We start from the raw sequence: 13,274 nt of genomic DNA, 5'->3' as shown, positions 1-13,274 counted from the left end.
CGGTTTCAAGGCCCTTACCCAGAGCTGAAGTCAGCTGCGGCACCACTACCTCTGGGCTAGCTCCCCGTAAGGTTTCACTAAGGACACACGCAATCGACGCCTGGCGGGCATGCCTACAACCTATACCGCGATTACCGTTTTAGCCACACGGTTGTGCCCTATTAGCGAAGTTTTTCAATGCGATGCGGCGCCGATTTGCGGCAATTCGCCGCCAGCATCGCAACCAAAAAGCCACCCCTACTTCTGGGTATATTTCGCAGGAATTAAGTTGACATTGCGAGGTTTTGGCACGATAGCGCACCTCACAGCCCCAAATAAAAGAGAGTGCCACATCGTGAAAGCCACAATGTGACACGGAATACATTACCCCCTCAGTGGCCGTGACACCACAACTGCAAACAATTCAAAAAAAGAACGATAAATCTTCACAAGATTTACTTTTTACCCTCTCCCTCTACCCCCGCTACGCCCCAGGAAGCCTCCCAGGATTCGCCCGGCTCAAGATAAATCAGGTCAACACCCGACCGCAACCCGTCCGGCGGGCAGGTCATCGGCTCAATAGCAATCGCACGCCCACGCCCAGGGAAATCGGCGGCGGTGAACACCTGTACCCACCCAAATGCGGGGTCGAACCAGAGTTTAGCGCCCGCCCCGCGAGCGTCCAACACGAAGCATTCGCCCGCGGCGTGCTTATCCACCGTAAACGCATCATCCAGCCAGGTACCCACCAGCGTCCGCTCCCGGATATCAAATTGCGTCCCCGCCACCGGCATCAGCGGGCCGCACGGCAGGTTCCGGTCCGGGTCCAACGGCAACCTGCTCGCCGCCGGCACCCGCAACACGCACTCATCCAGCGGCGCGTCCTGGGCATTGATATAGGTGTGCACGCCAAAGCCGAGCGGAATGCGATGCCGCGACAGGTTCGTCACCGTCGAGGTGCATGTCAGCCCGTCATCGTTCAACACATAGCTATTGGTAAAGCGCATGCGCCACGGCCAGCCCGGGCGCGGCTCCAAAAGGTATTGCAGCACGGCCTCCTCCGGCGTGGCGGAAATGACCTCCCAATCCACATCGGCGATAAAGCCATGGATGGAGTTATTCCGTTCCGGCTCGGTGATTGGCAGCCGATATATATGGCCCCGGTGGGAAAAAATCCCATCGGCGGTCCGGTTCGGCCACGGCCCCAGCATAACCCCGCACGAAAGCGGCACGGCTGCCCCCGCAGCGTACGTATCGGTCAGGTTCTTCCCGCCCCAAGTTAGTCCTCGAATTCCACCTCCACGAGTGGTAAGCCAAGCATGATATCTCCCACTTTTTAGCGCAATGTCGGCAGTCATAACCCCAGGGTACGCCGAAACTCCAAGCTGAGGACTAGAGTAGGAAGCACCCTTTGCAAGCTCACAGAAAGTGTCTTCGCTTCGCCATGACCGAGTTCCCTACACTCCCAGCAGAACTGCACCCCGTTGATGGCCGCTTCGGGTGTGGCCCGTCGAAGGTCCGCACTCCCCAAATCCAGGCTATTGCAGACGGCCAGCCAGGCATCATGGGAACTTCCCACCGCCAAGCGGCAGTCAAAAATGTTGTCGGTTCCATCCGCGAGGGCCTGGGCGAGCTGTTCCAGCTTCCCGAAGGCTACGAGATCGTGCTGTCCCTCGGCGGCGCCACCGCGTTCTGGGATTCCGCAACCTTCGGGCTGATCGAAAAGAAATCTGGTCATCTGTCCTTCGGTGAATTCTCCGGCAAATTCGCCACCGCCGCGGCCAAGGCACCGTGGTTGGAGGAGCCCACCGTGGTGAAGGCGGAGCCCGGTGACGCCCCCGCCCCGCAGGCGATGGAGGGCTGTGACCTGCTCGGATGGGCGCACAACGAGACTTCCACCGGCGCCATGGCCGAGGTTTCCCGCCCCGCCAATACCGACGCGCTGATTGCTATCGACGCCACGTCCGGCGCCGGCGGCCTGCCCGTCAACGTCGCCGAAACCGACGTGTACTACTTCTCCCCGCAAAAGTGCTTCGCCTCGGACGGCGGCCTGTGGCTTGCGGTAATGAGCCCCGCCGCCATCGAGCGAATCGAAAAGATTAACGCCTCCGGGCGTTTTATCCCGGCGTTTTTGAATCTGCAAACCGCGGTGGATAATTCCCGCAAGAACCAGACCTACAATACCCCCGCCGTGGGCACGCTTTTGCTGCTGGATAACCAGGTCCAGTGGATGAACGCCAACGGCGGTCTCGCAGGTATGGTCGAACGCACCACCGCGTCCGCAACCGCGCTATATCAATGGGCCGACACGCGCGAGGAGGCCTCCTGTTATGTGGCGGACCCCGCGAAGCGCTCCCTGGTGGTCGGCACCATCGATTTCGCGGATTCGATCGACGCCGCCCAAATCGCCAAGATTCTGCGCGCGAACGGCATCGTTGATGTTGAGCCGTACCGCAAACTTGGGCGAAATCAGCTCCGCATCGGCATGTTCCCTGCTATCGATTCTGCTGACATTGTCACCCTGACAAAGGCAATCGATTACATCCTCGACGGCGGTTTCGCCGCCAAGTAGCACGAAGTTCGCGTTATGGTGGATACATCTACCCCAAGTGGGTGTATCCACTTTGTCGTTTCGTTCACGAGCCTTTGAGGAGAATCATGCGCGAGCTGCACCTTGTCGCACACGAGTCAAATGCCACGTCTTTGGTGTTGTGCGCTGAGGACTCCGACGAGCAATTCTTCCTCGCCGTGGACGATTCTCTGCTAGAGATCCTCACCTCCCCAGACGCCGCGCCAACCGAGGCCCGACAAGACGCAACTCCCCCACCCGCGACGCCGGAACCTCCACCCGCCGATCCGGTGCCCACGCTGGCCCCCGCCGCCGAGGAGCACACCCCCGAACAGGATTCCCGACCCTCCGGCCCGCTCACCATGCGCCCCCGCGAGATTCAAGAACGTATTCGAGGCGGCGCTTCCATCGCCGAGATCGCGGAAGCCATTGGTGTGCGCGAATCCCGCATCGAACCTTTTGCCCATCCCATCCTCCTCGAGCGCTCCCGCATGGCAGAGTTAGCTAAACGCGCCCTCCCCGTGCGTGACGACGGCCCCGCCTCCCTCACCCTGTGGGAAATCCTAGCCACCGCGTTCGCAGCGCGGGACATTGATCTCACCACATCCAAATGGGACTCATATCGCGACCCCTCCGGGCAATGGGTAGTCAAAGTCACCTGGCAATCCGGCATATCCGAAAACTCGGCCGAATGGTCCTATCACCCTAAAGGCACCAGCGCCTCCCCCACCGTGGTAGCCCGCAACGCCAGCGCCGCCGACCTAATCGACCCCCAATTCTCCCGACCAGTCCGCAGCCTCCCCCACTTCGACGTCCCCACCCCAAACGAACAAACCGCCCCAATCCCAGTAGTCTCCGACGAACGCTCAACGGAAGGCGATGGCTTCTTGGAGAACGAGGAACAAGTCACGCCGAGGAATGTGAAAACGCCGGAGCCTAAGCGGCGTCGAAAAGCAGTCACGCCACATTGGGAAGACGTACTCCTCGGGGTGCGCACAAACACCAAGCGCCCGAGGAGCTAGCCGAGCATGCCTGCCCCGCACCAAGCCGTAGTCACACTATGGTTCGTCACCGCCGCCAACCCTGCGCGCATCCTCGCTGCCGAACCAAAAGCCGACCGGGGATTCGGACGCAAATACCTCGCCCAACTCAACCCCCGATGGCCCATCACAGTATTCGGGCAATTCCCGCTGAATCGCTCCGCCAAAACCTCGCGCGGCGAATACTACATCGGCGGATACCCAGGGCTCGCCGTAGTCCAAACCGTACTCGATCAAGCGCACGAACTCTCCGAATTGGATCCGCACCTGCTGCGCTCGCTGCCCGCCGTAGACATCTACGCCTTCGCCGTCAACGAACACACCGGACTCGGCGGCGTGGCCCACTGGCACGCAGGTCAACTCAAACGATCGCTCTGCGCGCGGCGCACCCGCGTCTACGAAGACATCGGCGTGCCCGAACCCTTCGAAGCGCCGCTCTGGGGAGGCGAAGGCCATGGAATCGAACTGCCGTTCCATCCGCACGATTTGGTGAAAGCCGCACAGCGCGCCTGGCTCGGCATCACCGACGAAGGCCCCGACATCAATATCGTCGCCTACGCCATCGACGGGCGGGCCGAACCCCGCATGGTGCCCCGGCCGAAGCCCCACGCCGTGGATGTAGAAACCCTGGTCACGCGCGGATCCACAAAACTCGGCTTCTCCGCCACCGACCCAGATTACGACGACTACGAACTCCCAGAAACCGACACCCCCAACGACCTCAGCCGCTGGCTAGCCATAGCCAGCGACTTCGCTTCCCGACAGGCCAAAGCGCTCCGCACAAGGATGCGAATCAAAGGCGAAGAACTGCGCTACCGGATCCGGCACATCGATAGATCCGAGTAGCTTTCGGGTTGGGGGACGGGGGTTGGTTCTGCAGGGAGCTGGACTCCAAACTATGATGTGCCTCATATTTTTGGCGCCGGTTTGCGGTTTTATTGCTCCGATTTTCACAAACACCATAGCAGCCCCGCTACAGCCTTAAAATTCGCCACCCATATTAGGTCAAGGGCGAATAACGTCACTGTGACGAAAACCCTCCCCAATAAGTTGTCTCCAACCTTTCATCATGCCCAGAGTTGAACGTTGTCTACCGATATATTTTACATCAAAATCCAGAAATCTGTGTAAAAAATATCGCGCCGGCGGCCCCAGCCAGCCTCGGATGATGAAAATTACACAGAATCTGGGATTTGTGTGTAAAAAATTTCATGCGTAGCACACAACCCATTCCAATAGCCAGCCTACAGTCCACCAAACGCCTAGATTGTGCCGTCACCACCGATGGTCCGCCGCCATGCATCAACCCGACTCGATCCAACTCGCGCTTTCGCCCTACCTGCGCCACAGTGCGCGGCAGGCTTCGAAAAAGGCTATGAATTCATAGCAGATGACACCAAAGTCAGCACCGCAAGTTTGGCGACACTAGAGGCTCCACCAAGTCTCCGTCAGACTGGCACCCACCAACTCCAATTCTGAGCGCATCGTTTTCAGCCCAGTAGCACATATGAAACCATATATTTTGACCAATTGAAAACAAACGCCGTAGCAGCCCCTATAAGGCGTTGAAGTCCGCTACCCTTAACCAACTATGGCCAAGTTTCCCAAAACGCCCCATTTTGATATGGTAGGGCGCACACAACTTATTGGCACGCTCGGAGTTGAACGGTGTCTACCGATATTTTTTACATCAAAATCCAGAAATCTGTGTAAAAAGTATCGCATCGGCGACCCAGGGCGACCCCGAACGATGAAAATTACACAGAATCCACGTTTCGTGTGTAAAAAACTTCATGCGCAGCACGCAACCTATTGCAAACCAACCGCCAGCGGGCATACTTCGAGCCCTCAGCCTGGAATGTGCCGAGGGCTAGAATGCGCCGAGCATGCGCCGAGGGGTTCCCGCCGTGATCGCATCTTAGGTATATTGCGCAACACCAGCTTGTCCGGATTCGCGCCCGCGGCGTTTCCACCAGATTGCAAGCAATACGATCGCCGTCACGCCCTGCATGATCGCTGGAACAAACCACGACACCGGGCCGTTTTGTTCGAATGCAATCACCAGCGGCAATAGCCCGTTGATCAAATGCATCCCGCCATGGGTTCCGGCAGCGCACCAAGGGTTTCCGGTCAGAAGCACCAGCGCACCGGCAAGCAAACCCATGGCGAATGGTAGCGTTAAGTATTCGATTCGCTCCCAAAAGTTTTGCTGACCGCCTTCGGAAACTAGGTGGATAATGGCAAACGCCACGGTCGTCCAAGCCACAGTAAAGATCGGCCGCGATCGGGTGAGGGAAAACAGCCACCCGCGATAGAGCAATTCCTCCGGAATGCCCTGCAATACGAACGCTTTTGTGATTAGCGCCAAGACTCCTAGCAGAATTTCGGTTGTCCCAAATCCGGCAAAGCTTTCTACTTCGGCGCCGCTATCAACGAACGCACGCAGAACATAGGCGCTGGCCAAGCACGGTATGGCGACGATCCCGATCCCGACCAGCAATCCGGGCAGCATTTCCCGCAGGTTGCTGAAACCGGCGCTAGCGAATGGCCTTCGTTCCACGTGTTTCATCCACAAGGCGACGCATGCAAAGCACACACCCATTGTGAGAAATGGGAGGATCGCACTAATGAGTGTTGCGCGATTTGGTTCGCTTTGTACCCAGGGAATGAATAGAAACGGAACTCGCACAATGTTGGCGACAAGGAGTATAAATAGCGCGACGATTGCACGTACGGTCAATCCCCACCAATTCAGCGGAATACGCGGCTGAGCTGCGATTTTGCGATCTTGTTTCGTGTCCATATCGTCACTGTATCTAAGGGATATGCGGCTTCGATAGTGCCCGCCGCCATGTGTTTTCGCCGCAAAATCATGACCCGAGTCATGGTTTGCCGCCACTATAATTCAGACTGTGAGCACCTCCCCTACCGCCACAGGTATCGATGGCATTCCCACGACTTCTACCGTTGTGGTCATTCATGAGGCCATCCCATTCTTGCGTTTCTTTTTGCTGGCCGCACTTTTCTTTAGCGGCTTGCTCATCATATGGGACGTCCCGGCGTTTGCCGCTGTGCAATGCACACTTATAATCGCAGCTTTGTTCGCTTGGTGGTTGTGGTCTAAAGCTGTCTCCACCGGCGTGAGGTTGCGTCACCGTTCGGCGCTCCTCGTGGTTGTGTTGTTTGTGAATTCCGCCCTGAGCAATGGCGTGGCCGGGATTCTCTTTATTTGGGTGGCCGCGGCCGTCCTCTATTTTTTGCTGTCGAATCGAACGTATATTGTGCTGTGCGCCGCGTTGCCGGTGGTATTTGTCAGTGTCGCACATGCGATCAAAGGATCTGACCTGTATCAGATCCTTATCGAAACCGCGTTCGCAATCACCGCGATCGGCACCAGTGTGGCGCTCGGTTCTTTCCTGCGGCGCTATGCAGAAACTGCGGCGGAGCGGCAGCACACCATGGAACAGCTCAAGCTCGCGAATGAGCAGCTGCGTGATCTTACGCTGGCACAGGAACGTAGCCGCATCGCCGCCGCGCTTCACGACGCCCTGGGCCACCGGCTGACCTCCATCAATATGTCGCTTGTATTCGCCCAGCGGGCCTGGAATTCCGCACCGGAGCGCGCATTGGAGGAAGTGAGCCACGCGCAGGAAAGCGTAGTGGACGCCCTCGATGAGATGCGAACGGTCGTGCGAGCACTCAATCCGGTCCGAGTGGAATCGAATAGCTTTGTGGAAGCTTTGCAGAGCGTTGGAGATTCTTTCGCATCCACCGGATTGGATGTGCAGGTGCGCACCCCGTCCGAACTAGACATCGATCACAGCGCAGAACGCGTGCTCTTGGCGGCGACGCAGGAGGCGTTGACCAATGCGGTGCGCCATTCCGGCGCGGATCGCGTGGACATTGTGCTCACCTCAAATGGCACCCTCCTGATCGCCGATAATGGCTCCGGAAATTCCGCTTCTGACCTCGGTTTCGGGCTCCGCTCACTGCGTGAACGTGCCGAAAGTATTGGCGGTTCGATGGAGCTATCGGACCATGGCGGTATTGACCAAGGCTTCCTGCTTAGGGTCTCGGTTCCGGTAGGGGCCGCGGCGTGAGCAAGCGAATCATCCTGATCGACGACCACGCGCTGCTGCTCCGCGGCCTCTCCCTGATTTTCGAAACTATTGACGGATGCGATGTTGTCGCCACCACCACGGACGGCCGCCAAGTCTCCGAACTGATACGCGAACACAGGCCGGATGTCGTGGTCACCGACGCGGTGATGCCCGACTTCGACGGCCTCGCGGTGGTCACGGCATGCGCGCGCCAGCATCCCGATATCCCAGTGCTCGTGCTCACCACCTTCGACGACGCTTCCCTAGTGCGCTCGCTTATCGACGCCGGGGCTGCCGGATATTTGCTGAAAGACATTTCGGCCGAACATTTATCCGAGGCGATCCATGCGGCCGCCGATGGGGGCATGGTATTGGATCCGCGAATCGCACGGATTGTGCACGGTCGGCGGGCTGGCGCCGAAAAGCGCGGGATTATGACGCTGACCAGGGCGGAACGCAATGTTGCCGAATTGGTAGCGCAAGGGGCCAATAACAAGCAGATCGCCGCCCAGCTTTTCCTTGCAGAAGGCACCGTAAAGAACCACGTATCACACCTGTTGCGCAAACTCGATGCGGCGGATCGCACCGTGCTCGCCCTTAAATTAGCAAAGTCATTCGGTTATTTGGGCGGCAGTATTCCCGGTGACTTCGCTGGGTGAATGTGCGCGTGTGCGCGCCCGCTCATAGAACGCAATTGCGGCCGCAGTGGCGAGATTCAAGGAATCGGTACCGGCTGCCATTGGAATGCGTGCGCGAATATCCGTGGCGCGCATGGCGTGCTCCGTCAAGCCGGGACCTTCAGCCCCTACGAGCAGTGCCAAAGGGCGGTGCGCTACGGGAGGCAGGGCGTCGAAAAGCGGGAGGGCGGCTGAGTCGGGGGTGAGGGACACTGTGGCGAAATCGCGCTGTTTAAGCAGGTCAAGCTGGCGTTGCCAAGTGGTGGGGGTGCCGTCAAAATGGGCGAATGGGAGGCGGAGCACGTGGCCCATGGAGACGCGGACGACGCGGCGATAGAGGGGGTCGGCACAGCCTGCGCCGAAAAGGATGGCGTCGACACCCATGCCTGCGGCGTTGCGGAACAGTGCGCCAATGTTTTCGTGATCGCCGACGCCCTCGAGGATCGCCACGGTCCGGGCTCCTTCGATAGCTTGTTCAATCGTAAGGGCGGGCGCGCGATCGGCGGTGGCCACGAGACCGCGGTGCATATCAAAGCCCGCGACGGCCGCCAACACCTCGCGCGTGACCTCGAACACGGGTACGCCCGGGTCGCCGTGCGCATCGAGGAAGGCCGCCAGCTTCGCGCCGAAACCCACGATCATTCGAACGGGAAAGCGAGAGGCGAGCAAGCGAGGAATTACGAGCGGGCCCTCCGCCACCACCAGGCCTTTGCCCCCTGGGAGGTCGGGGCGGCGGTCGGAGTGGTTGAGGGCCCGGATGTCATCAAGGCGGGGATCCTGCGGGTCTGCGATAAAGGTCGGCTGCACAAACCATGGAGCTTAGTCCACGCGGGGCTACTCCACGACGCTGAGCAGCGGATCCACCGCGAAATACACCAGGAAGAGCGCGGAAATCAGCCACAGCAGCCAGTGCACCTGCTTGGCCTTACCCGCGGCGGCCTGCATGAGCACATATGCGACAAAACCGACACCGATACCATTTGCGATTGAATAGGTGAACGGCATGACCACGATCATCAGGAACGCGGGCAGCGCCACGTGGAATTTGGTGAAGTCAATATCCCTGATCTGGCCCATCATCAGCGCGCCCACCACGACCAGCACGGGGGCTGCGGCCTCGATGGGCACCACCGCATAGAGGGGTGTGAGGAACATAGCGGCGATAAACAGCACACCCGTAACCATGTTCGCAAGGCCGGTGCGCGCGCCGTCGGCAATGCCGGCCGCGGAGTCGATATACACGGTGTTCGAGGAGGCGGACACGCCACCGCCGACGATGGCGCCGGCACCCTCCACGATCAGGGCGTTTTTCATATTGGGCAGGTTGCCGTCGGCGTCGGTAAGCCCGGCCTGCTTGCCCAACGCCGTCATAGTGCCCATGGCGTCGAAAAAGTTTGCTAATACCAGGGTGAACAGGAGAAGCGACGCCGCGAGCGCGCCGACGCGTCCGAACGCACCTATCAAATCGACCTGACCCACCAGGGACAGGTCCGGCAGGCCGCCGATGGAATCCGGCAAGGTAGGCACGGCGAGCGACCAACCGGTGGGAACAGGTTTGCCATCAACAAAGGAGGGGCCGGCGCCGGTGGCGGCCTCGACGATCATCGCGATAACGGTGGTGACCACGATCCCGATAAACAGGCCGCCGCGCACATTGCGGGCGACAAGCACGCCGCAGATAATCAAGCCGATAACGAACACCAGTGTGGGCCAAGAGGCAATGGAGCCGTTCATGCCTAAGCTGACGGGGACGGTGGTGCCCGCGGCATCGGGAATGCGGCGGACAAAGCCGGCGTCCACAAAGCCGATAAAGGCGATAAAGAGGCCAATGCCCACACCCATGGCGGCCTTTAGCTCGCCGGGGATGGCGTTAAACACGGCGACGCGGAAGCCGGACACGGCGAGTAGGACGATGATCACACCGTCGAGAACCACCAGGCCCATGGCCTCCGGCCAGGTCAAACCCTCCACCGTGACAAAGGTGACGGCCACGAGCGTATTAATGCCGAGGCCGGTGGCAATGCCGAAGGGGTAGCGGGCGAGCAGGCCAAACCCGATGGTCATCACGCCGGCGGCCAGCGCGGTTACGGCGGCGACTTGCGGCACGCCCAGCGCGGTGCCCGTGTGGTCTTCGACGGTGCCAATGATCAGGGGGTTCAGGATAATGATGTAGGCCATGGCGAAGAAGGTCACCACGCCCGCACGAATTTCTGTGCCCACGGTGGACCCGCGCGCTGAAACATGGAAAAAACGATCGATTAATCCCGATGTTGGTGCTGCGTTTGTGCTCGCAGTCATGATGTAGTTCTCCGTACGGCTCGGTAAACAATGAGGGGCCACGGTTACAATGGCACTCATAGGAGGCTTACGGCAAATAATGCCTTCTTTTTCCATTATTCTCCAGCATCGGAGACGCTGTGACTTCCATCCTGTTAATTGATAATCACGATTCGTTTACCCACCTTCTAGGGGATCTGGTGTGGCGCGCGGTGGGAATTCGGCCGCGCATTCTGGCAAATAATTCGCCGGAACTTGATGCGGCCGCAATCGCCCACGCGGACCTTGTTATCGTGTCCCCGGGCCCCGGCCACCCAGCGGTTTCGGAGGATTTGGGCGGTTCCGCGCTGGCAATCGCGCAGACGGAAACTCCGGTGATTGGGGTGTGTTTAGGCCACCAGGCGATCGCGCTCGCCGCGGGGGCAAATGTGGCGCGCGCGCACAAACCGATGCACGGACTCACCAGCCAGGTTGTACACAATGGAACCGGGATTTTCGCGGATATACCGTCCCCAATGGAGGTAGTCCGATATCACTCCTTGGATGTTTCTTTACCCACGCCGCAACTTGAAGTCCTCGCCCGCGCGGACGATGGCACTATTATGGCCCTGCGCCGCACGGATGCACCCCAATGGGGGGTGCAATTCCATCCGGAATCCATAGGTACGTTCCATGGGCTGCGGCTCATGCGCAACCTGATCGAGGCAACCGGTTGCCTAAGCGGCATACAGACCTGGCACCGCCGGCTGATCGAGCCGCTGGACTTCCCCGCCCTAGCCCGGCACTGGTCCAAGGAATTCCCCCACCTGGTGTGGCTGGACAGCGAGTTCACGCTGATGGCGGCGGGTTCCCAGACGGTCCACCTCGCGCAGATCCCGCCCGGCCGGCTCAGCAGCGATAGTTGCCCCGCCAAGGTGGATTTCATTCCCGGCGCGCTCGGCGCGATCACCTATGAGGCCACGGGCGGCTGGGATGGCGCCAGCATTGACCAGATCGCGGACAATGAGCGGTTTATCCTCCCCGACGTTGTGGTGCAGCGTGACCAGCAGGGCACCTACCTCATTACCAGGGTCGATGATCCGTACGAATTGCCCGCGCTGACCCCGGAATACCGGGTGCCTCCCGCGCCGTCGCATAGCCCGGTGGTGCTTACGGATACCAAGCACGAGTACATCGACAAGGTGCGCCGCTGTCAAGAGTTTATTCGACGCGGCGAAAGCTACGAGCTTTGCTTAACCACCTCCGCGACCACACATGTGACCGTACCGCCGCTGGACCTGTATTTGCGCCTGCGTAGCACCTGCCCCGCGCCGATGTCCGGCCTGGTATTGCATCCCGACGTCGCGGTCCTCTCCGCGTCCCCGGAACGGTTCCTGTCCGTGAAAGGCGGGGTGGTCACGGCGTCGCCAATCAAGGGCACGCGGCCGCGCGGCGCGAACGACTCGCAGGACGTGCGGAATGCGGAGGAACTGGCGGGCAGCCTAAAGGACCGCGCGGAGAACATGATGATCGTGGACCTGCTCCGCAACGATCTCGCACGCACGTGCGTACCGGGGTCCCTCGACGTCCCCGAGCTCTGCGTCGTACATTCGTTCGCGTGGGTGCATCAGCTGGTGTCCACGATTACCGGCGTGCTACCGCCCGGCGTACCCGGGGTGCGGGCGGCAATGGCGGCGTTCCCCGGCGGCTCCATGACCGGCGCCCCGAAACAACGTTCGATGGACATTTTGGCGGACATCGAAGGCCAGCCACGCGGCTACTACTCCGGCTCGATGGGGTACGTGTCGGCGAACGGGGATTGTGATTTTAGTATTCTGATCCGCACAGCGGTACACATCGACGGCAAATTAACCTATGGTGCTGGTGGGGCAGTTACGCTGCTCAGTGACCCTGAAGAAGAGTACAACGAGGTGCTAGTAAAGATGCTACCGCTACGGTTGTTGCTCGGAGAGGAAAAATGAGAACCACCAGCTTCCGGCTTGTCGACGGCCGCGTCCGTAACCTCAACGGCCACTTTCAGCGCCTGCGCCTCGACGGAAAGCAACTCGCCCGTGTCCGTGCCGAACTTCGCGCCGCCGGGCCCGGTGCGCACTATCCGATCGTGCGTGCGGCTGGCTCCTCGGTTGAGGTGGTGATTCGGCCGGATCGACCCTTCAAACCCCACATCGTTCTCGACGCTCACGCCCACAAAGACCAACGCCTACTCCCCACCGTGAAAGGGCCGGACTTAGGGTGGCTGGCCACCCGCCGGGATATTTCTCGACGCCGCGGCTGCGACGAGGGGCTGCTCCGCCACGCCGGCAGCATCGTCGAAGGTGTGTTCACCTCCCCGGTGGTGTTCCACGGCAATACGGTGCTGTGGAGCACGCACCCGCGGGCTCTGCCCTCCACCACCAATGGCCAGCTTTTACCCCTGCTCCAGGCGCACGGTTTCACCCTGCGTCCGGTGAGCGGTTTTGCCATGCATCAGCTGCGCGACGGGGAACTCTGGCTGGTCAACGCCTTCGCCGGGATCCGCAAGGTGACCGCCTGGATGGAATACGGCGCGCTGGAAACCGCGACCAGCAGCCCCACCGCCCCCGATATCGCGGAAGCCAATGCGTGGCTGTGGGAACAGGCGGAAGAGGTGTAG

11 protein-coding genes are annotated in these 13,274 nt (G+C 60.1%); 7 read left to right on the top strand and 4 right to left on the bottom strand.

Features of this window, described 5'->3' with window-relative positions:
- Window positions 1–434: 434 nt before the first annotated feature.
- Window positions 435–1,337 carry an aldose 1-epimerase family protein gene (locus CCANI_RS03685; RefSeq protein ID WP_146323991.1) on the bottom strand — a complete coding sequence of 301 codons (903 nt, stop codon included), beginning with the start codon at window positions 1,335–1,337 and terminating at the stop codon, window positions 435–437.
- A gap of 86 nt (window positions 1,338–1,423) precedes the next feature.
- On the opposite strand from CCANI_RS03685, the gene serC reads away from it, so the two are divergent.
- The 3 genes from serC (at window position 1,424) to CCANI_RS03670 (ending at window position 4,434) form a co-directional block, all read left to right on the top strand.
- The gene (gene serC / locus CCANI_RS03680; protein WP_146323992.1) at window positions 1,424–2,551 is read left to right on the top strand and encodes a phosphoserine transaminase; all 1,128 of its coding nucleotides are present in this window, start codon (window positions 1,424–1,426) and stop codon (window positions 2,549–2,551) included.
- Between the two features lie 86 nt (window positions 2,552–2,637).
- Window positions 2,638–3,570 carry a septation protein SepH gene (gene sepH, locus CCANI_RS03675; protein ID WP_146323993.1) on the top strand — a complete coding sequence of 311 codons (933 nt, stop codon included), beginning with the start codon at window positions 2,638–2,640 and terminating at the stop codon, window positions 3,568–3,570.
- A gap of 6 nt (window positions 3,571–3,576) precedes the next feature.
- A complete protein-coding gene (locus CCANI_RS03670) occupies window positions 3,577–4,434 on the top strand; it encodes a DUF6928 family protein (protein ID WP_146323994.1) in 858 nt (285 codons plus the stop codon).
- Between the two features lie 1,072 nt (window positions 4,435–5,506).
- On the opposite strand, the gene CCANI_RS03665 is transcribed toward CCANI_RS03670, so the two are convergent.
- A complete protein-coding gene (locus tag CCANI_RS03665; protein WP_186750166.1) occupies window positions 5,507–6,148 on the bottom strand; it encodes a CPBP family intramembrane glutamic endopeptidase in 642 nt (213 codons plus the stop codon).
- Window positions 6,149–6,500: 352 nt separating this feature from the next.
- On the opposite strand from CCANI_RS03665, the gene CCANI_RS03660 reads away from it, so the two are divergent.
- Entirely contained in the window at window positions 6,501–7,688 is a 1,188-nt protein-coding gene (locus tag CCANI_RS03660) for a sensor histidine kinase (protein ID WP_146323996.1), read from the top strand.
- Window positions 7,685–8,347, top strand: coding sequence for a response regulator (locus CCANI_RS03655; RefSeq protein ID WP_146323997.1), 663 nt, complete (start codon window positions 7,685–7,687; stop codon window positions 8,345–8,347). The genes CCANI_RS03660 and CCANI_RS03655 overlap by 4 nt, the downstream gene beginning before the upstream one ends.
- On the opposite strand, the gene CCANI_RS03650 is transcribed toward CCANI_RS03655, so the two are convergent.
- Window positions 8,300–9,172, bottom strand: coding sequence for a TrmH family RNA methyltransferase (locus tag CCANI_RS03650; protein WP_146323998.1), 873 nt, complete (start codon window positions 9,170–9,172; stop codon window positions 8,300–8,302). The genes CCANI_RS03655 and CCANI_RS03650 overlap by 48 nt on opposite strands.
- A 27-nt stretch (window positions 9,173–9,199) precedes the next feature.
- Window positions 9,200–10,663, bottom strand: a complete 1,464-nt coding sequence (locus CCANI_RS03645; protein WP_146323999.1) for an NCS2 family permease — start codon at window positions 10,661–10,663, stop codon at window positions 9,200–9,202.
- A gap of 119 nt (window positions 10,664–10,782) precedes the next feature.
- Between CCANI_RS03645 and CCANI_RS03640 the strand changes: the two genes are divergently transcribed.
- Window positions 10,783–12,603, top strand: coding sequence for a chorismate-binding protein (locus tag CCANI_RS03640; protein WP_146324000.1), 1,821 nt, complete (start codon window positions 10,783–10,785; stop codon window positions 12,601–12,603).
- Complete coding sequence (locus CCANI_RS03635; RefSeq protein ID WP_146324001.1) at window positions 12,600–13,274, top strand: aminotransferase class IV; 675 nt, start codon at window positions 12,600–12,602, stop codon at window positions 13,272–13,274. The genes CCANI_RS03640 and CCANI_RS03635 overlap by 4 nt, the downstream gene beginning before the upstream one ends.

This window comes from Corynebacterium canis, assembly GCF_030408595.1.
Lineage (GTDB): Bacteria > Actinomycetota > Actinomycetes > Mycobacteriales > Mycobacteriaceae > Corynebacterium > Corynebacterium canis.
The sequence above is the reverse complement of the archived record's forward strand: the minus strand, read 5'-3'. Positions and strand labels throughout refer to the sequence as shown.

Coding starts and splice junctions, on each gene's coding strand:
- CCANI_RS03645 (WP_146323999.1), bottom strand. CDS start 10,663: ATGACTGCGAGCACAAACGCAGCACCAACATCGGGATTAATCGATCGT.
- CCANI_RS03635 (WP_146324001.1), top strand. CDS start 12,600: ATGAGAACCACCAGCTTCCGGCTTGTCGACGGCCGCGTCCGTAACCTC.
- sepH (WP_146323993.1), top strand. CDS start 2,638: ATGCGCGAGCTGCACCTTGTCGCACACGAGTCAAATGCCACGTCTTTG.
- serC (WP_146323992.1), top strand. CDS start 1,424: ATGACCGAGTTCCCTACACTCCCAGCAGAACTGCACCCCGTTGATGGC.
- CCANI_RS03685 (WP_146323991.1), bottom strand. CDS start 1,337: ATGACTGCCGACATTGCGCTAAAAAGTGGGAGATATCATGCTTGGCTT.
- CCANI_RS03670 (WP_146323994.1), top strand. CDS start 3,577: ATGCCTGCCCCGCACCAAGCCGTAGTCACACTATGGTTCGTCACCGCC.